Here is a 17,880-nt window from a genome sequence, read left to right on the forward strand (position 1 = left end):
TGAAAGTCTGCGCCAATCCTACGGCCACTTCAACGGTCCTTTCGACCGGTTAAGTGACCCTCCCCGAAATCGCCCCGTCCACTTCGGTGGGCGGGGCCTTTTCTGTGCCCTGGCAGCGTTCGTTTGACTCGCAGCAGTGCCCAACCTATGGTTGGTCGGTCCCGCCACATCCCCCAGTGGTGGCGGCACCAGACCCCGCACGTTGTCTCCGGACAGCGGGCGGGGTCTTTTTGCGTCTGGATACGATGGCGGCATGGCATCGTTCACCCTTGACGGGATCACCTACGAGTACCTGCGGCCGGACCCGGGCCACGACCCGGAGGCCGCGCACTCGTGGACGTACGGGCAGTACCCGAAGGTCATGGCCACACTCCCTCTCGCGGAGGGCACAGTGGCCGTCTACGCCGTCGCCGAACGCTGGAACCCATCCCACATCCTCGTGTCCTGGCAGGACGACGAGCACCACGCGCACTGGGCATGGATCCCCGCCGGCAACGTCCGCCGCGTCACCGACTCCGAATGGGACATCGAAGAGTACCGCCGCTGCCCTGAAAACCTTCGCGGGGTCCGTTGGGGCGCGCGCCTACCCGGCTTCCTGCCCGCCTAGTCGAGAGCGTCAGCAGCTGCAGCGTCGGACGCCTTCGCGAGCCGTGCGTAGACGCGCAGCGTCGTCTGCGGGTCCTCGTGACCCAGCCGGGCCTGCACCACGTGGACGGGCACGTTGGCGTCCAGCAGGTGTGTGGTGTGTGCGTGCCGGATCTCGTGGATCCATGGCTTGCGGTCCAGCTCCTTGCCGACCAGCTCGCCCATGAGCGGCTGCCAGACCTCTTTGTGGAAGCGTGAGTTGCGGACGTAGTCGCCATCGGGCCGCTGGAATACGAAGTCGTCCAGCTGGATCTGCTTCAGTCGTTCCGCCAGGGCAGCTGAGAGAGCCGCGTTGCAGGTGACGGTGCGGTTGGCCTTCTTCGTCTTGGGGGGCCCGATCTCTTCGCCCTTACCCTTGGACTTCCATGCCCGGGAGACGCGCACGGCGGCGCGGCCATCCTTCATCGTGATGTCGCGCCGGCGGAGTGCTGTTGCTTCGGAGTACCGGAGCCCGGTGCCGGACAGGAACCGGATGAACAGGGAGTAGTGCGGGTCGATGCGGTCCGCGAGCATGACGAGATCCTCGGGTGAGAGGTAGACGGCCTCGCGCGCTTCGTTGAGGTCGGCTTCGGCGACACCCTTGGCCGGGTTGCGGTGCATCGTTTCGGCGTCCATGGCGGTGACGAACGCGGCGGAGAGCAGTGCGTGGATGTTCTGTTTCGTCTTGCGCGAGAGTGGCTGATCGACAGTCTGGTTGGCGCCCTTGCTGACCACGAGCCCGTCGAGCCAGTCGATCACAGCGGCCTTCGTGACCTTGTCCACCGGGGTCCGGCCGAGGTCGCTGGAGTCGATGTGCGCGGCGGCCATCTTCCGGTACTTCGCGATCGTGCCGGGCTGTGGCTTGCGCAGTAGGTCGATGTGGCGCACCACGACATCGGAGACGGTCGGCGCGGTGGAGTCCTTGCGGATCTTCGCTTTCGCCGCGAGCTTGAAGCTGTTGCCGTTGCCGTCTAGGAAGTCCTTCAGCTCGACAGCCTTGGCCTTGTCTGTGAACGTCCGGCTACGGATGCCCTTGTCCGAGTCCCGCCAGACAACGCGAAAGCCGGTGGAGCCGTCAGTGCGTGGCCTCTCCTGGATGCTAGCCACGGGGCGTGACCTGGCATGCAGCCTTGCGGCGCGCGCTGAGTTCGCGGTACTCGGTGGCCAGCCAGTCGGATGGTTCCTCGCCGCGCTTTTTGATCACGCGGATGGTGGACCGGTCGGCGGCCCAGTTCAGTTCGTCGACTCTGGACCACTCCCCCGAGTGTTCGCTCTGTGCCGTTCCGTCCTGTTTCGCTTCCATGCCTGTCCCCTATCGGTCCCGTTTCGTGGCAACAAATCCGGGGCTTGTGGCAACAGCCAAAAAGAAAGCCCCTAGATCACAAGGATCTAGGGGCTAACTCTAGTGGAGATGGGGGGAATTGAACCCCCGTCCGATGTCGTGTTGTCAGGGCTTCTCCGGGCGCAGTTTGCGTTGGATTTTCTCGGCCCCAGCCATGCTACAAACAGCTGGCTGATCCGGGCCCAGTCATCTAAGAGTCCCGTTCACCCCGATGACGGGGGTAAACAGCAGTGGCTATCTAAATGACGCCAGGATCCGGGGCAATAGCAACCTCGGGCTGACGGACTGTCTTACTGCTTAGGCAGCGAGAGCGAAGTCAGTGCGTTTTGATTCGGCACTTATTGGTTTGCAGACAGCGTTTACGAGATAATTCTGCATCCTCGGCCCGCTTCACCTGTCGCGACTAACATCGTCGAAACCGATCATCCCCGTATTTTTTTATCAAACCGGTGAGGAAAGTTGCTGAACCGCTTCGTTGTTGCTGAACCGATTCCGCGCCGTTCCTTCCCGGACTACCTAGCATAACGCACGTCCCGGCAGAATCATTCCCGCCGGTTTCGGCCAAGCTCCTAGCGCCGGTTCCGCTCGCGCATGACGCGAAGGGCTTCGCGCTTGTCCTGCTGCTCGCGCAGGGTCTGGCGCTTGTCGTATTCCTTCTTGCCGCGGGCGACGCCGATCTCGACCTTGGCCCGGCCGTCCAGGAAATACAGCTGGAGGGGGACAATGGTGAAGCCCGATTCGCGGATCTTGTGCGAGATCTTGGTGAGCTCGTCGCGGTGCAGCAGCAGTTTCCGGCGCCGGCGTGCGGCATGGTTGGTCCAGCTCCCCTGGTGGTACTCGGGGATGTGGATGCCCTCCATCCACAGCTCGTCGTTGTAGAAGGTGCAGAAGCCGTCGACCATGGAGGCGTGTCCCTCGCGGAGGGACTTCACCTCCGTTCCCATCAGCGCGATCCCGGCCTCGTAGGTGTCGAGGATGGTGTAGTCGTGCCGGGCCTTGCGGTTGGTGGCCACTACCTTACGGCCACTTTCTTTCGGCACGGTAGAACTCCTTGGATCGATGGGTGGGGCCGCAGCCTGTGCGGCGCGGCGTCCTATCCAGTTTACGGCAGGGCCGCGGGTCAGCCGTGAGGCTTCCGCTCCAGGCGGATCAGAGCAGGGTCATCGGGTCCACGGCCCGGCCGTTGAGCCAGGTCTCGAAGTGCGAATGGCAGCCGGTGGAGTTGCCGGTGGTTCCCGAGTAGGCGATGAGCTGGCCCTGGCTGACCTGCTGGCCCGGGGAGACCACCACGCTGGTGTTGTGGTAGTAGATGGTGGTCAGCGAGTTCCCCTGGACGACGCCGTGGGAGATCTTCACGTTGTTGCCGCCGCCGTCGTTGGCCCAGCCGGCCGAGAACACGGTTCCGGCCGCCGCGGCGTACACCGGCGTGCCGCAGGCTGCGGCAAAATCGATGCCGGTGTGCATGTAGCCGCCCTGGCCGTAGAAGTCGATGGTGCCCGGCGGCGTGGAGCGCCAGCCGAAGCCCGAGCTGATCGGGACACCGTTGAAGGGGTGACGCAGTCCGAAGGCCGACGGCGGTCCGGCCGGGGCGGGGACATACGGCGGCTTGGCCTGGCCCTGGGCGCGGGCGGCTGCCGCGGCGGCCTCGGCGATCCGGCGCTGTTCGGCCTCCCAGGCCTCTCGGAGCTTGCGGTCGCGCTCGGCGATATCCGCCGCTACGGCGTCCTGCTGGGACTTGACCTGGGCGAGCTGGGTCTGGATTCCGGGTTTGGCGGCCTGGAGTTCGGCGTCGAGCCGGGTGGTGTCGGCGATGAGCTTGTCCACCTGGGACTTTTTGGACTCGGCCTCGTCCCGGGCGGCCTGTTCGCGGGCCAGCGCGGCATCGGCTTTGGCCTTGAGGTCCTTGATTTCGACCTCCACGGCTTCGAGCCGGGCCTGGGAGTTGACGTTGGTGGCGTTCTGCTGGGTGAGCTTGTCCATCGCGGAGTTCTGGCTGCGCATCGCCTGGTCGGCCAGGTCGATGGTGTCCGTGAGGCTGCCGCTGTTGTTCGAGCCGAAGAACAGCGAAAGGTTGGAGGGGACCCCGCCGGATTTGTAGGCCTGGGTGGCGATCTGCCCGATCAGCTTCTTGGTGTCGGCAATTTTCTGCTTGTCCGTCTCGAGCTGCTGGCTAATTTTGGCTTTGTTCTGCTGTGCCAGGTCCACCCGGGCGGCGAGAGCCTCGGACTCCTTGACAGCGCTGGCAACGCGCCCCTGGGCTTCGAGCAGGGCCTGCTGCGCACCGGGGAGCTGGCCCTGGTAGATGACGAGGTCGGAGGCGGCCTGCGCGATCCGCGAGTCCACGAACTCCAGGGAATGCTGGACCCGGGCCGCTTCCTCGCGGAGCGCGGCCTGCTGGTCCTCGAGGGTGTCGGCGAAGGCAACCGGGCCCGAGGCGCACATGCTCCCCGCCAGGACGAGCGCCAGCGCGGCGCCGACCATGCGGCTGCGGCGGCCGGCACCGGGGAGCCCGGTAGAGGCCGTACGCGGGGCCAGTCGATGCATCGGTGTCATGGGCCATCCCTTGTCGTTGTGCACCCTAGACCCTCAAGTAGCGACGGAGGGTCAGGAGTGATGATACGCCTGCCAGCAGAACGCCGAGACCAATCAGGGCCGGCGCCAGGACCAGGGTCTGACCTGCGGAGATGAAGGCGGTGTCCGGATACTGCTTGGACAGGTACCCGCCAAGGAAGAAGTGCGCCACGGCCCACAGCGTTCCCGAGGCCAGCACCGCGCCAATCACTGCGGCGATCACGCCCTCGAGGATGAACGGCAGCTGGATCACGATCTTCGACGCCCCGACGAGGCGCATGATTCCGGTTTCCCTTCGCCTGCTGAACGCCGACAGCCGGATGGTGGTGGCGATCAGCAGGATGGCGCAGACAATCATCACCCCGGCGACGCTCACGGCCACGAGGGACGCGGCGTTCATCACGGAGAACAGCCGTTCCAGCAGCTGGCGCTGGTCGATGACGGTTTCGACGCCGGCCTGGGAGGAGAAAGTCTCGCTGATGATCTGATACTTCTCGGGGTCCTTCATGTTGATCCGGAAGGAGGCCGGGAGCTGGTCCGGTGTCACGGAGTCCACGATCGGGGAATTGGAGAACTGCTCCTTGAAGTGCTTGTACGCGTCGTCCTTGGACTCGAACTGGAAGTCGTTGACGTACTGGGAAACCGCGGGCGACGCCAGGAGCTTGGCCACGTTGTCCTGCTGTTCCGGGGTGGCGGGGCCGGTGGCGCAGCCGGTCGCCGTCGAACCGTCACTGCAGAGGAAGATGGCGACCTGGACTTTGTCGTACCAGTAGCCCTTCATCTGGTTGATCTGCAGCTGCAGCATGCCCGCGGCGCCGACAAAGGTCAGGGACACGAACGTCACCAGGATGACCGAGACCACCATGGAGAGGTTGCGGCGCAGTCCGCTGCCGATTTCGGCGAGGACGAATTGGAGCCTCACAGCTGGTTCTCCCCTGCGTCACGCACTTCGGTGCGGGTGGTTCCGGCCGGGTCGGGGGCCGGTTCGGCGTCCCGCCCGCTGGCGTCCCGCAGGCGGCGGGACTGTCCCACGACCGGAATCATGGAGGTGTACAGGGCCCTGGCCTCGTCCCGGATGACGATCCCGTTGCGGAGTTCGACGACGCGTTTGCGCATCTCGTTGACGATGTCGTCATCGTGGGTGGCCATGACGACGGTGGTGCCGTTCTGGTTGATCTTGTCCAGTACCCCCATGATGCCCATGGAGGTGGTGGGGTCCAGGTTGCCCGTGGGCTCATCGGCCAGCAGGATGCCCGGGCGGTTGACGACGGCGCGGGCGATCGCCACGCGCTGCTGCTCACCGCCGGAAAGTTCATGCGGAAGACGGTTTTCCTTGCCTTCGAGCCCGACGGTTTTCAGGACCTCAGGGACGGTGTCGCGGATGACGCTGCGGCTCTTGCCGATGACCTGCATGGCGAAGGCGACGTTGGCGAACACAGTTTTCTGCGGCAGCAGGCGGAAGTCCTGGAACACCACGCCGATCCCGCGGCGGAGCCTCGGCACGCGCCAGCTGGAGATGTTCGCGACGTTCTGCCCGGCCACGTAAACGGCACCCGAGGAGGCCCGGTCCTCTTTGAGGACCAGGCGCAGGAAGGTCGATTTGCCGGAGCCTGAGGCCCCGACCAGGAAGGCGAATTCGCCCCGGTCGATCTCAAGGTTGATCTTATCCAGCGCGGGTCGCGCCGTCTGGTCATAGACCTTGGTGACATTTTCGAAACGGATCATGGCCCTAAATACCCTGCAGGACGTGGACGGGTAGGGCCCAGTTCTGCCGCCGGTGCGCGGGCTTTCTAGTGGGGGAAGTAGAGCTCCGGCTTCTCGACTATACGCACGCGCTCCGGGGGATCGGCCCGAGCGCGGGGGCGTGTCGCAGGATTAGCCGGAAGGGGCGGGTGTGACGCAAGAGGCAGAGGAGGATGAGCCCGCGCCTACTCTGGTGCGGGTTGCCTAGCCGCGGTTACTTGGCCAGCGGCTACTTTGTCCGCAGTTACTTGTCTGCGTTGCGGTTGTCGGTCCGCCAGCGGATGCCGGCGTCGATGAAGTCGTCGATCTCGCCGTCGAACACGGCGGAGGTGTTGCCGACCTCGTGCTCGGTGCGGAGGTCCTTGACCATCTGGTAAGGGTTCAGGACGTACGAGCGCATCTGGTCGCCCCAGGAGGCCTTGACGTCGCCGGCGAACGCCTTCTTCTCCGCATCCTCCTGCTCCTTCTTGAGCAGCAGGAGCCGGGACTGCAGCACGCGCAGGGCAGCGGCGCGGTTCTGCAGCTGGGACTTCTCGTTCTGCATCGAGACCACGGTACCGGTGGGGATGTGGGTCAGGCGCACGGCGGAGTCCGTGGTGTTGACCGACTGCCCGCCCGGGCCGGAGGAACGGAAGACGTCGACGCGGATCTCGTTGTCCGGGATATCGATGGAGTCCGTCTGCTCGATCAGCGGGATGACTTCGACGGCGGCAAACGAGGTCTGGCGGCGGCCCTGGTTGTCGAAGGGGCTGATCCGGACCAGGCGGTGGGTACCGGCCTCGACGCTGAGTGTGCCGTAGGCGTAGGGGGCCTTGACCTCGAACGTGGCGGACTTCAGCCCGGCCTCTTCGGCGTAGGAGGTGTCCATGATGGTGGTCGGGTAGCCGTGGCGTTCGGCCCAGCGCAGGTACATCCGGAGCAGCATTTCGGCGAAGTCCGCGGCGTCAACGCCGCCGGCGCCGGCGCGGATCGTGACGACGGCTTCTCGCTCGTCGAACTCGCCGGACAGCAGCGTCACGACTTCGAGTTCCTTCAGCGCCTTGCGGATCGATTCCAGTTCGGTGGCGGCCTCCCCCATGGAGTCCGCATCGTCCTCGTCCTGGCCCAGCTCCACGAGGACTTCGAGGTCGTCAATCCGCGACGTGAGCGAGTTCAGGCGCGCGAGTTCGGACTGGCGGTGCGAGAGCCGCGAGGTGATGACCTGGGCGGCTGCGGGGTCGTCCCACAGGTTGGGTTCACCGGCCCGTTCGCTGAGTTCGGCGATGTCTTCCTTCAGCGCCTCGACATTCGAAACGTTCTCGATGGAGGCGTAGGTGGCGCGCAAGGCGCGGATTTCTGCGGGAAAATCAATGTTTGCCATGGTTTTTTAAGCGTACGCTATCCGTGCGGGCCGCCCTGACTGGGTCGCCGGCCAGGCCGGGCAGCAACCCAGGGGCTACCGCGTGAGCCGGGAGCGCGCCGTCGAAGTCGCTTCGATCCTGATGCCGTCCGGGACGAGGAAGTTGGCGACGGGAGGATGCACCGCGGCGCTGAGCACCACGACGGCGGTGGATCCGTCCGGGCTGCCCGTTCCCGGCCCGACGGCTAGGCCGCTGAACCGGGTGAAGGCGCTGCTGCGGTCCAGGAAGTCGACGGCGGTGCTCCGCACGCGGGCGCCGGTCAGGATGGCGATGGGGGTGCCGCCAACGGTTTCGAGCTGCCCAAGGGTGAAGCTGTCGGCGGCGGCCACCGAGGCGCCGTCGGCCAGCGACAGGAGCTTCTTGTGCTCGATGTAGACGCTGGAGGCGGCGATGACGACGGTGGCGAGAAGCAGCGCGAGCAGGACGAAGCCGATGATCAGCACCATCAGCTGCCCGGCGTCGCTGCGTTGGTCCCCGTGCTGTGGATCGTCGTGCTGTTGATCCCCGCAGTGTTGGTCCCCAGTGCGTTGATCCCCGCCGTGTCGATACCGGTGTTGATCCGCTGGCTGAGGTTGCTGCCGCGGGCGCTGAGGGCGGGGCGTCACGGAAACGTTCATCGGAAGCGGCCCACCAGCTGAGTGGCGGAGGCGCTGAGCTGCCCGGCGTTCAGGTTCAGCACCTCGCTGAACGGAACGAACGGCAACGGCACGGTGAGATGGACGGTGACCGTCACGGCCGAACCGGCAGCCATGCAGTCCGCGGGGGCGCAACTGGTCTCGACCCGTGCATTGGCGGCGGAGTGCCCGTAGTCGGCGAGCGCCAGCAGAACCGCTCGCTCGGCGGCGGCCCGGCCGCCGGCCGCGTCCGTCTGGGCCACGAAGACCTTCGCGGCCTGGTCCGCGGCGCCAACAACCGCAAATGAGCCGCCCTGAAGCTGGCCCATCGTGACGATGAAGTAGACCAGCGGCACCATCAAAAGCAGCGACAGGAACGTGAATTCGACCACGGCGCTTCCCCGCTCGGCGTCGTCCGGTCCCGCGGTGTTTGCCCCCGGGGTCGCTCCCCCGCCCCACCGGTCCGGTGCGTCAGGGCTGGATGGCCGCATGCCCTTTCACCTCCAGGACTGCGCGGGGGCCGATCAGCCCGATCACGGGCAGGGGCGCACGGACCGTGACTTCCAGGGTCCGGATGCCCTGGTACGTGGCTTCGCTTGTGGTCACGTTCTGGGCGAATTCCGGGTTGAGGGCGATCGAGATCAGCTGCGAGGCCCGGTCCTTGGCGTCAACGGCGCTGCGGTCCGCGAGGGTGCCGTATCTGGCGCCGGAGGCCGCAGCGTCGATCAGCGTGTTCCGGACGTGCAGCACGAGGGTGAGTTGGACGATGGCGAGGAAGAACAGCGTCAGCAGCCCGCCCACGAGGACGAAGTCCACCACCGCCGAACCCCTTTCGTCCGTCTTGCCCCAGCCGGTGCCGGGCAGCCGCACCTGTTACTGCCCCACCTTGTCCATGGCCTGGTTGAACAGTCCTTCCAGGGCCGGGCCGGCGAGTGCGAGGAGCGCGGCAACGAGGACTGCCGACATCAGCGTGATCATCACCCAGCCGGGCACATCGCCCCGCTCGCGATGGTCACCGGGCCGGTCAGGCTGCCGCCCCACGGCGCCGTACGCCCCGGCGTGCCCGGGCATCAGGCTGATGGTGCAAAGCAACAGCGCCATTCGGTTCAGGATCTGTTTCACTTTCTCCCCTTTTTGTCGGTGGTTCGGGTGTCTTCCTGCTGCTTCCTTGCGTCTCCCTGTCGGGTGCGGTCACAAACCCATGCTGATGGCAGCCAGGCCGGGAAAGACGGCGAACACGACCGTCAGCGGCAGTACGCCGAAAACGACGGGAACCATCATTGCGATTTCCTTCTTTCCCGCCGACTCCATCAGCTCCCGCTTCGCCGTATCGCGGGCGTCCTGGGCCTGGGCCCGCAACACCTCAGCCAGGGGCGTTCCCCGTTCAACCGCCACGACGAGCCCGTCCACGAAGCGGAGCAACGGTCCAAGCTCGGTCCGTGCCGAGAATTCCTGCAGGGCCTCGACGAGCGGCTTCCCTGCCCTGGTTTCCGCGAGGACGCGGGTGAAGTCCTTAGACAACTCCCCCCGGGCGCTGCGGCACACTCTGTCGAGTGCGCCCGTCGCACTCTCGCCCGCGCTGACGGCGAGGGCCATAAGTTCAGCGACGCTGGGGAACTCCGCCATCATGCGTGCTTCACGCTTCCTGATCTGGGCTCCCAGCAGGTAGTCGCGCAGCATGTAACCGCCGGCGGCACTGCCAATCACCAGCACGGCGGCGAGGAGCGGGCTGAACCGTCCGGCCACGCCGGCCAGCACTACAGCTCCGGCCGCCGCGATGAAACCGCCTGCGCCGCAGAGGAGCTGTTCTGCCCGGAAATCGCCCGGCGACGTGACGTTCCCGGCTCTGGCCAGGCGGCGGTTCAGGGCCGAGGACCCGGGGTTCAGCTTCCCCAGCCACGAGAGGGCATCGCCGATGACCGGCCGCAGGATTCGTTCCAGCGGTCCGAACGGGGTGAAGTTCCGCGGCGCAGCCCGCAGGAGCCGGGATTCCAGGTTGTGGGACTTCAATTGCGGGCCGATGCGTTCGACGAAAGTGGTTGGCCGCATGAACGGCAGCCTGGCCAGCAGCAACCAGATACCGCAGCCAAGGACTACTCCGCAGGCGATGGCGGTCGCCAGCAGCCCTGTCATCGAAGGACCCGCTCATCTGCCGGGAGCGCCCCGATGCGCAGCATGATGGCATATGAGATCAGGGACACCGCCAGGCCCCCAGTCAGGACGGCGGCCCCGAGCGGCGTGTTGTAGGCAGCCACCGCTTCGGGCCGGCTTGCCAGCAGCATCAGGACGATCCAGGGGGCCGCGACTGCCAGCCGCGCCGCGTTGACGGTCCAGGACTGCCGGGCCTCCAGCTCGCTCCTGGTTCGGGCACTTTCCCGCAGGAATTCCGCGAGTGTGCCAAGCAGCCGGCCAAGATCCGAGCCGCCCACCTCCCTGGTCAACCGGAGTGCTTCGACGATCCGGTCGGCCACGGGATCCGCCAGCCGGTCCTTCAGCCTGGTCAGGGAGGGGTCGAATTGCCCTCCGGCCCGGTAGTCGGAGCCAAAATCGCGGAAGACACGACGGAGTTCCTCGGGACCCTTGTCACCCAGCTGGATGAGCGCTTCCGGCAGCGACAAACCGGCACGGATCGCCGACCGCAGATGGTCGACGACGTCGGGCCACAGTTGCCGCAGAACAGCGGTGCGCTTCCGGGCCCGCCATTTCACGATGGCCATGGGCAGCCAGCCGCCAAACAAGCCAAAGCAGCCCGCGATCGGCCACGACCTGGTCACCGCGAAGAAGACGAGCATCGTGAACGTGCCGACACCGAGGCAGCTTGCCAGCAGACCGGCGCCACTGACCTTCTCGATTCCTGCCGAGCGCAGCAGATCCTCCAGACGGCTGGTTCTTGGCACGCGCCGGGCCGCTTTTGGCTGTTCCCAGGCAGACCACCAGATCAGCAGGAGTCCGGCACCGGCGAGCATGCCCAGCAGCGCTGCCATCAGCGTGGCTCCAGCAGCGCCGCGACGTCGAACCCCGCCCTGGCAAACTTCTCAGCCGCCGGCATTGAGTTGGCCTTGGGTTGCAGCTGTCCGTCCTTGAAGGCGAAGACCATCGAGGATTCGATGATGCCGTTTTCAACTCTCCGGCCCAACGACAGGATCTCTGTCACTTCCCTGCGTCCGCTGGAATGCCGGGCACAGTGGACCACGAGATCGATGCAGGACGCGACGGTCGGAACCACGAAAGCGCTGGAGATGTTTTCGCCCGCCAGCAGCGGGAGGGTGCAGATCTTCGTGACAGCGTCGTGCGCCGAATTCGCATGGACCGTGCACATCCCGGGCAGGCCCGAATTCAGGGCGATCAGCATGTCCAGGCTCTCGGCCTCCCGGACCTCGCCCACCACCAGCCGGTCCGGGCGCATGCGCAGCGCCTCCTTCACCAGCCGCCGCATGGGAATTTCGCCTTCGCCCTCCAGGTTTGGCTGCCGGCACTGCAGCCCCACAACGTCCCGAAGCGGGAACTGCAGTTCGAAGATCTCCTCGACGGTGACGACTCGTTCGCGTGTTCCGATGCTCGCTGCCAGGCAGTTAAGCATGGTGGTCTTGCCGGCCTGGGTGGAGCCGGAGACCAGGATGTTCAGGCCGCTGGCCACGGCAGCGCCGAGGAAGCGGGCGGCCTGCGGCGTCAGCGTGCCCAGTTCGACGAGGTGTTCGAGCCTGCTGGCCTTCACTACGAACTTGCGGATATTAATAGCCCAGTGCCGCCGAGTGACATCCGGGATCACAACGTGCAGGCGGGAACCGTCCGGCAGCGCCGCATCCACGAAGGGAGACGACATGTCCAGGCGGCGCCCGGAACTCTTGAGCATCCGTTCCACGAGGTCCCTGACCTGCTGCTCCGTGAGCGAGACCGAGGTCAGCTCGGATTCGCCGTTCCGCGCCACATAGATCTCGTTGGGGGCGTTCAGCCAGATTTCCTCAATGGCCGTATCGTCGAGCAGTGGCTGAAGGGCCCCGAACCCTGCCACGGCGTCGAAGACAAACCTGCGGGCAGTTTCGAGCGGGCCGATGGGAGGCAGGGGTGCCAACAGGGCCCGTTCGTCATAATCCGTGACGGCTGCCTCGACCAGGCGGCGGACCTCGCCGACCTGCCTCAAGGGGTCGAGGCCGCGGCGGCGGATCAGCTCGCGGACTTCGTCCTCGACAATGCGTACAGCCTCCACAATGGCCCCCAATATGACTGCCGCCCTGTTTCCGGGGCACTGCAATTGGGTTAAAGCTAAGCGTGGGCGGGCCGCCGGACAAGGGCCGACGGGGCCGCATGTGGAAAACCCGCAACAGGTATCACAACAATATTCACATTAGTAACACCAGAAACTCTGGCTCCTTCCAACCTGCGGTGTTAGTGTGAGCGCGACAAGTCAGACATTCTCAGATCCCGGACAGCATCGTCCTGATTTTGCCGGGCGCGAGATCACTATGACACTGCCACGAGCGTGTTGTCCCGGAGCGGAAAATGAAGCGGACCCTACTTCCCCCAAACAGTCACCTCGTCAGCCGGGTCGGAGCCGCACTGCTGGCTGCCACCCTTGTCGCCGGACCGGCCATGGCCGGCCCCGCGGCCGCCGTCGAGCCGGCACCGACGGCAACCCCGGCTGCGACGACGGCACCTTTGACACCGGCCACCCCCATCCCGCCGACGGACTCGCCAGCTCAGGCCCTGGCCACCGCAGCGCCGGCACCCACGCCGTCGGCAAGCACCGCCCGGCCAACGGTTGATAAAACGTCAGAGGCCTACCGGACCGCCATGGCCGAAGCCACCAAGGCCGGCGGCGCCGAGATGGGGCAGGGGACACGGGCCGCCGCGTCACCTGCCGGAGCCAAGACCGCGACCACCCAGGCACTGTCCACGCAAAGCACCTGGATGCCAAGTTTCGGCGTGCAGGGACTCGACGTCAGCCAGTACCAGGCCGGCGTCAACTGGCAGACCGAGTGGAACACGGGCGCCCGCTTCGCCTACATCAAGGCCACCGAGGGAAACTACTTCACCAGCAGCACATTCAGCAACCAGTACCTGGGATCCAGGGCCGTTGGCATGATTCGCGGCGCCTACCATTTCGCCAACCCCGCGGCCTCCTCCGGCGCCGACCAGGCCCGGATCTTCGTCCAAAACGGCGGCGGCTGGAGCGCGGACGGCTACACCCTGCCTCCCGTACTCGATTTTGAAGGCAACCCCTACGCCGGCCAGACCATTAATGGCTACTACCAGGGCAACACGTGCTACGACATGACACCGGCCCAGCTGACGTCCTGGGCCAGCGACTTTGGCAGCACCATGCAGGCACTGACCGGGCGCCTGCCTGTCATGTACACCACCACCTCGTGGTGGAACTACTGCACCGGGGGACCCGCCGGTTTCGGCAACTGGCCGCTGTGGATCGCGCGCTGGCCGGGCTTGCCCAGTGACAGCCCCGGCGCCCTGCCGGCCAGCTGGGCCAACTTCAGCTTCTGGCAGTACAGCGAGTCCGGACCCTTCGCCGGCGGCGCCGGTGACTCCAACGTCTGGAACGGCGACTACGCCAGCCTGCAGCGCTTCGCCACGGGCAGTCCGCCGCCGGCACCGCCGGCGCCGCCGGTCCCGACCGATCCGACACGCAGGCTCGTGGCGCCCGGCGATTTCGACGGCGACGGCCTGGCCGACCAGATCCAGCGCAGGGCCGACGGCGAGCTCTGGTTCTACCCAGGCAACGGCGCAGGACAGTTTCTGGCGGGGCGCCGGATCGGATCCGGCTGGGGAATCTATGACCGGGTCCTCGGGGTGGGTGACTACAACTCCGATGGAAAAAACGATCTTGTCGCCAGGAAACTGGACGGCTCACTCTGGTTCTATGCGGGCACCGGAACGGTGTCGGCAACCGACGAGGGCTACCGTCCCGCCGTCAGGATCGGGGAATTCGGCTGGGACGCCTTTGACAGCCTCCTCGGCGTCAGGGATTTCGACGGCGACGGAAAGCCCGACCTGGTGGCCCGCACCCCGGACGGAAGCCTGTATCTCTATTCGGGGACCGGCACCGGCCAGACCGGCACGGCACGCAAGATCGACTTCGGCTGGCAGATTTTTGACCAGCTCATCGCCATCCGGGACTTCGACGGCGACGGGACCAACGATCTCGCGGGCCGGCGGCCTGACGGGACCCTGTGGCTCTACTCCAACACCGGCCGCGCCGCCCTGGTCAACGGCCGCCAAATAGGTTCCGGCTGGGGAATCTACAACGACATCGTGGGCACCGGGGACGCCAACGGCGACCGGATGGCCGACTTCGTGGCCGGCGACGCCACCGGAGCCGTCTACTTCTATGCCGGAACCGCCATGAAGGACCAGGGCTACCAGACCGCCCGGAAGATCGGGGACTACGGCTGGGGTGGCTTCGACGCGCTCGTGGCAGTCCAGGACTTCAACGGGGACGGAAAAGGCGACCTGCTGGCCCGCAAGCCTGACGGATCCTTGTGGTTTTACCCCGGAAACGGGACAGGAGCCTACGGCACCCCGAAGAAGATCGGCGACTACGGCTGGGAGGTCTTCGATGCGTTCGCCGGCGTCGGGGACTTCAACGGCGACGGCAAGAACGACCTCGTGGCCAGGAAACCGGACGGGACGCTGTGGCTGTATCAGGGGACCGGGCGCGTGGATACGGCCAGCAACGGGTATTCCGGCGCGACCAAGATCGGCCTGGCCGGCTGGGAGGTCTTCGATACGATCACCGGCGTCGGGGATTTCAATGGCGACGGCAAGAACGACCTCCTCGCCCGGAAGCCCGACGGCTCGTTGTGGCTCTACAAGGGAACCGGGAAAGTCGACGCGGCCAACAGCGGCTATCAGGGTGCAGTCAAGGTCGGGGACTACGGCTGGGATGCCTTCGACCAGCTCGTTGGCGCTGGCGACTTCAACGCCGACGGGAAGAACGACCTTCTTGCCCGCAGGCCCGACGGCACGCTATGGCTCTATCCCGGGGATGGCAGCGGCAAACCCGGCGCCACCATCCGGATCGGAACGGGCTGGAACGTCTATGACCGGATCCTCAACGGCTGGGACCTCAACGGCGACAAGACCCCGGATCTGGTCGCCCGCCGGCCGGACGGCTCCCTCTGGGCGTATTCAGGAACCGGGATGAAGCCCAGCGAGGGTTACCTTCCCCGCACCCTGGCCGTGGTTCTCTGAGCAAACCGGTGCCCCGGACTGACTTAGACTACATAGAGCCATGATCCGAGGCAGACCCGTCAGCAGCACGGATCTTGCCGCCAATTCTCTGAGGAGCCCGCACCTTGACGCATGCCATCTTGAGTCCACCGGACCGCAACCCCGGTGCCAGATGGTTCTGGTGGCCGCTGCTCGTCATCTTCGTGATGAGCTCCGGCTGGGCGCTTGCGTCGCCGATCTCATCGATCCCCGACGAACCTGCCCACATCGTCAAGGCCGCCGCCGTGGTCCGCGGTGAACTGGTCGGCGCCCAGACAGGCGAGGGCGGTCCGCTCCTGGCCGTCCAGGTTCCTCGATATATCGAGCACACGAACCAGATCACGTGCTTTGTGCGAAACGTCGCGGCCACCCCGAAATGCTCGCCGGCCGTCCCGGGAGATCCCACCGAAATAGTCTCGGGGCTGACCACCGCGGGCCTGTACAACCCCGTCTACTACGCCGCTGTCGGCTGGCCTTCGCTGCTGACCAGCGGTTTCAAAGCCGTCTATGGCATGCGGCTCGTGAGCGCCCTCCTGACGAGCATCTTCCTGGCACTGGCGTTTTCCGCCTTGTCCCGCCTGCCGCGCAACAAGTGGGCCATCATGGCCCTGGCCGCCGCCGTCACCCCGATGACCCTTTTCCTGGGCGGCTCCGTCAACCCGAACAGCCTGGAATACGGGACAACGGCAGCCATCGCGGCGAATCTGTTGCTTCTCCTGAAGGGGTCCCTGCAGGGCCGCGCCCTCGTGGTGCCGTTGGTCGCCACGACGGTCGCGGCCGCGCTGCTCGCCAATACCAAGGCCCTCTCACTGCTCTGGCTGCTTGTCGTCGTCGTCGCCGTCCTCATCCTCGGCACCGCAGCCGAACTCAAAGCCCTGCTGCGCCGGCCGGCGGTGTGGGCCGGAGCCGCTGTCATCGGCCTGTCATGCGCCTACGCGCTCTGGTGGGTCGCCAGCCACAACAGCCTCGCAAGCAAACCCTTCGACGGCGCCGGACTGGGCTTTGATGCCGGGGCTGAAATCATGCTCGACAAGACATTCCTCTTTATGCACGGCTACATCGGCCAGTTCGGCTGGCTCGAGCTGGACGCCCCCACCGGCGTCATGGCGCTGTGGACCGCGGTCTTCTTCGCCACCGCCCTCGCGGGAATCATCTACGGCAGGGGCCGCTACCGCATCGCCACCATCTTCCTCTCCGCGGCCCTGCTCCTGCTCCCCATCCTGCTGCAGGCCGTCATCATCACCGACCAGGGAATGGTGTGGCAGGGGCGCTACATCCTGGCGATCTTCGTCCCCTGCCTCATGCTCGCGGGGGTCGCGCTGGACAACGCGAATCCCCGGCCGTGGCCCGCGCCCGCGGTGCCTGCACTCAACACCCTCGTTGTCCTGCTCGCGCTGTGCCAGGTCCTGACCTTCGTCTGGGTCCTGCGGCGCTACGTGACCGGCCTGGCCATGGACATCCGGTGGGGTGACATGATCGGCAATCCGCAGTGGCAGCCCCCGCTGGGGACCCTGGCGGTCGTTGCTGTCTTTGTGGCCGCCACCGTTCTCGGCGCGTTCCTCCTGCTGCGCCATGTCCGGGGCAACTCGGTATCCGCCGCGGCGACTGCCGCCCCGGCCGCGGCCCTGGCAGCGCCGTCCCTGCCGGCCGTGGATTCCGGACTGCCCGGCGGCCGTGGCCCTGCCTCCCCCGCACCCGGGAACGAACGCCCCTTGCCCGTCAGGACGGGCAAACCATGAGCCGTACGACACCCTCGGACCCCGCAACGACTGACAAGCCCCAGAGGCTGCTGGGGAAGTTCTTTGGCCATAGCGCCATCCGCTACCTGATCGTGGGCGGGCTTTCATTCGCCGTCGACTTTGGCCTCCTCGTCCTCCTTCGCGAGGTCTTCCACTGGGAGGTCGGGATTGCCAGCGCCACCGCATTCCTCACCAGCCTGGTGTTCAATTTCCTGTTGCAGCGTAAGTTCTCTTTCGAATCCACGCACCGCACCCATGTCAGCATGATCCGCTACGGAATGCTGGTGGCGGCCAACACCCTCGCCACGGTCCTCATTGTGCAGTTGCTGACACCAACGCCCCTCGGCTACATGGGCGGCAAGGTCATCTCCACGGCCGCCATGACCGTCTGGAACTACTTCCTCTACCAGCACTGGGTATTTGGCAAGAAGGCGACCCACCACGGCACCCATGAACACAAACACCTGCCCGCAGGGTCCGCCGGCGCCCGGCCGACGGTGCCGGACGGGACTGTGCCGGACGGGACTGTGCCGGACGCTTCAGACGCGATGAGGCCCCCGGCGGACCCGGAATGGAAGCGGCCGGAGTCCAACTAGGACAACGCCATGACGGGGAAGGCCCGGACT

General features: G+C 66.1%; 18 protein-coding genes and 1 other RNA gene. 4 read left to right on the plus strand and 15 right to left on the minus strand.

Features of this window, described 5'->3' with window-relative positions:
• Window positions 1-253 precede the first annotated feature (253 nt).
• Window positions 254-607, plus strand: coding sequence for a hypothetical protein (locus QCD75_RS16285; protein ID WP_301230339.1), 354 nt, complete (start codon window positions 254-256; stop codon window positions 605-607).
• Here QCD75_RS16285 and QCD75_RS16290 read toward each other — a convergent pair.
• The 15 genes from QCD75_RS16290 to QCD75_RS16360 form a co-directional block, all read right to left on the minus strand.
• Window positions 604-1,731, minus strand: coding sequence for a tyrosine-type recombinase/integrase (locus QCD75_RS16290; protein WP_301230340.1), 1,128 nt, complete (start codon window positions 1,729-1,731; stop codon window positions 604-606). The two genes, QCD75_RS16285 and QCD75_RS16290, sit on opposite strands and share 4 nt — an antisense overlap.
• Window positions 1,724-1,927 (minus strand): hypothetical protein, encoded by a 204-nt coding sequence (locus QCD75_RS16295; RefSeq protein ID WP_301230341.1) that lies wholly within the window; start codon window positions 1,925-1,927, stop codon window positions 1,724-1,726. Before QCD75_RS16295 ends, QCD75_RS16290 begins: the two co-directional genes overlap by 8 nt.
• A 100-nt stretch (window positions 1,928-2,027) precedes the next feature.
• Window positions 2,028-2,396, minus strand: a transfer-messenger RNA (tmRNA) gene (gene ssrA, locus QCD75_RS16300).
• A gap of 139 nt (window positions 2,397-2,535) precedes the next feature.
• Window positions 2,536-3,006, minus strand: a complete 471-nt coding sequence (gene smpB, locus QCD75_RS16305; protein WP_226759107.1) for an SsrA-binding protein SmpB — start codon at window positions 3,004-3,006, stop codon at window positions 2,536-2,538.
• Window positions 3,007-3,115: 109 nt separating this feature from the next.
• On the minus strand, window positions 3,116-4,447 hold the full coding sequence (locus QCD75_RS16310; RefSeq protein ID WP_441005504.1) for a peptidoglycan DD-metalloendopeptidase family protein: 1,332 nt from the start codon (window positions 4,445-4,447) through the stop codon (window positions 3,116-3,118).
• Between the two features lie 97 nt (window positions 4,448-4,544).
• Window positions 4,545-5,459 (minus strand): permease-like cell division protein FtsX, encoded by a 915-nt coding sequence (ftsX, locus tag QCD75_RS16315; RefSeq protein ID WP_301230342.1) that lies wholly within the window; start codon window positions 5,457-5,459, stop codon window positions 4,545-4,547.
• Window positions 5,456-6,262 (minus strand): cell division ATP-binding protein FtsE, encoded by an 807-nt coding sequence (ftsE, locus tag QCD75_RS16320; protein WP_301230343.1) that lies wholly within the window; start codon window positions 6,260-6,262, stop codon window positions 5,456-5,458. The genes ftsX and ftsE overlap by 4 nt, the downstream gene beginning before the upstream one ends.
• Window positions 6,263-6,524: 262 nt before the next feature.
• Window positions 6,525-7,640: a peptide chain release factor 2 gene (gene prfB / locus QCD75_RS16325; RefSeq protein ID WP_069952285.1), complete on the minus strand. Its 1,116-nt coding sequence runs from the start codon at window positions 7,638-7,640 to the stop codon at window positions 6,525-6,527.
• A 75-nt stretch (window positions 7,641-7,715) separates the two neighbouring features.
• Window positions 7,716-8,126, minus strand: coding sequence for a pilus assembly protein TadG-related protein (locus tag QCD75_RS16330; RefSeq protein ID WP_301230344.1), 411 nt, complete (start codon window positions 8,124-8,126; stop codon window positions 7,716-7,718).
• Window positions 8,127-8,293: 167 nt separating this feature from the next.
• Entirely contained in the window at window positions 8,294-8,785 is a 492-nt protein-coding gene (locus QCD75_RS16335; RefSeq protein WP_301230345.1) for a hypothetical protein, read from the minus strand.
• Window positions 8,766-9,158 carry a TadE family protein gene (locus QCD75_RS16340; RefSeq protein WP_441005505.1) on the minus strand — a complete coding sequence of 131 codons (393 nt, stop codon included), beginning with the start codon at window positions 9,156-9,158 and terminating at the stop codon, window positions 8,766-8,768. The genes QCD75_RS16335 and QCD75_RS16340 overlap by 20 nt, the downstream gene beginning before the upstream one ends.
• Window positions 9,159-9,167: 9 nt before the next feature.
• Entirely contained in the window at window positions 9,168-9,365 is a 198-nt protein-coding gene (locus QCD75_RS16345) for a hypothetical protein (RefSeq protein WP_301230378.1), read from the minus strand.
• A 120-nt stretch (window positions 9,366-9,485) separates the two neighbouring features.
• Entirely contained in the window at window positions 9,486-10,427 is a 942-nt protein-coding gene (locus QCD75_RS16350) for a type II secretion system F family protein (RefSeq protein WP_301230347.1), read from the minus strand.
• Window positions 10,424-11,278, minus strand: coding sequence for a type II secretion system F family protein (locus tag QCD75_RS16355; RefSeq protein ID WP_301230348.1), 855 nt, complete (start codon window positions 11,276-11,278; stop codon window positions 10,424-10,426). The genes QCD75_RS16350 and QCD75_RS16355 overlap by 4 nt, the downstream gene beginning before the upstream one ends.
• A complete protein-coding gene (locus QCD75_RS16360) occupies window positions 11,278-12,501 on the minus strand; it encodes a CpaF family protein (protein WP_301230349.1) in 1,224 nt (407 codons plus the stop codon). The genes QCD75_RS16355 and QCD75_RS16360 overlap by 1 nt, the downstream gene beginning before the upstream one ends.
• Before the next feature lie 293 nt (window positions 12,502-12,794).
• On the opposite strand from QCD75_RS16360, the gene QCD75_RS16365 reads away from it, so the two are divergent.
• The 3 genes from QCD75_RS16365 (at window position 12,795) to QCD75_RS16375 (ending at window position 17,850) form a co-directional block, all read left to right on the plus strand.
• On the plus strand, window positions 12,795-15,497 hold the full coding sequence (locus tag QCD75_RS16365) for a GH25 family lysozyme (RefSeq protein ID WP_301230350.1): 2,703 nt from the start codon (window positions 12,795-12,797) through the stop codon (window positions 15,495-15,497).
• A gap of 104 nt (window positions 15,498-15,601) precedes the next feature.
• On the plus strand, window positions 15,602-17,254 hold the full coding sequence (locus tag QCD75_RS16370; protein ID WP_301230351.1) for a DUF2142 domain-containing protein: 1,653 nt from the start codon (window positions 15,602-15,604) through the stop codon (window positions 17,252-17,254).
• Window positions 17,251-17,850: a GtrA family protein gene (locus tag QCD75_RS16375; RefSeq protein WP_301230352.1), complete on the plus strand. Its 600-nt coding sequence runs from the start codon at window positions 17,251-17,253 to the stop codon at window positions 17,848-17,850. Before QCD75_RS16370 ends, QCD75_RS16375 begins: the two co-directional genes overlap by 4 nt.
• Window positions 17,851-17,880: the final 30 nt, after the last annotated feature.

Origin of the sequence: Arthrobacter sp. PsM3 (assembly GCF_030433895.1) — a bacterium.
Classification (GTDB): Bacteria; Actinomycetota; Actinomycetes; order Actinomycetales; family Micrococcaceae; genus Arthrobacter.

Coding starts and splice junctions, on each gene's coding strand:
- QCD75_RS16285 (WP_301230339.1), top strand. CDS start 254: ATGGCATCGTTCACCCTTGACGGGATCACCTACGAGTACCTGCGGCCG.
- QCD75_RS16295 (WP_301230341.1), bottom strand. CDS start 1,927: ATGGAAGCGAAACAGGACGGAACGGCACAGAGCGAACACTCGGGGGAG.
- QCD75_RS16310 (WP_441005504.1), bottom strand. CDS start 4,447: ATGGTCGGCGCCGCGCTGGCGCTCGTCCTGGCGGGGAGCATGTGCGCC.
- ftsE (WP_301230343.1), bottom strand. CDS start 6,262: ATGATCCGTTTCGAAAATGTCACCAAGGTCTATGACCAGACGGCGCGA.
- prfB (WP_069952285.1), bottom strand. CDS start 7,640: ATGGCAAACATTGATTTTCCCGCAGAAATCCGCGCCTTGCGCGCCACC.
- QCD75_RS16330 (WP_301230344.1), bottom strand. CDS start 8,126: ATGGTGCTGATCATCGGCTTCGTCCTGCTCGCGCTGCTTCTCGCCACC.
- QCD75_RS16335 (WP_301230345.1), bottom strand. CDS start 8,785: ATGCGGCCATCCAGCCCTGACGCACCGGACCGGTGGGGCGGGGGAGCG.
- QCD75_RS16345 (WP_301230378.1), bottom strand. CDS start 9,365: ATGCCCGGGCACGCCGGGGCGTACGGCGCCGTGGGGCGGCAGCCTGAC.
- QCD75_RS16350 (WP_301230347.1), bottom strand. CDS start 10,427: ATGACAGGGCTGCTGGCGACCGCCATCGCCTGCGGAGTAGTCCTTGGC.
- QCD75_RS16355 (WP_301230348.1), bottom strand. CDS start 11,278: ATGGCAGCGCTGCTGGGCATGCTCGCCGGTGCCGGACTCCTGCTGATC.
- QCD75_RS16365 (WP_301230350.1), top strand. CDS start 12,795: ATGAAGCGGACCCTACTTCCCCCAAACAGTCACCTCGTCAGCCGGGTC.
- QCD75_RS16375 (WP_301230352.1), top strand. CDS start 17,251: ATGAGCCGTACGACACCCTCGGACCCCGCAACGACTGACAAGCCCCAG.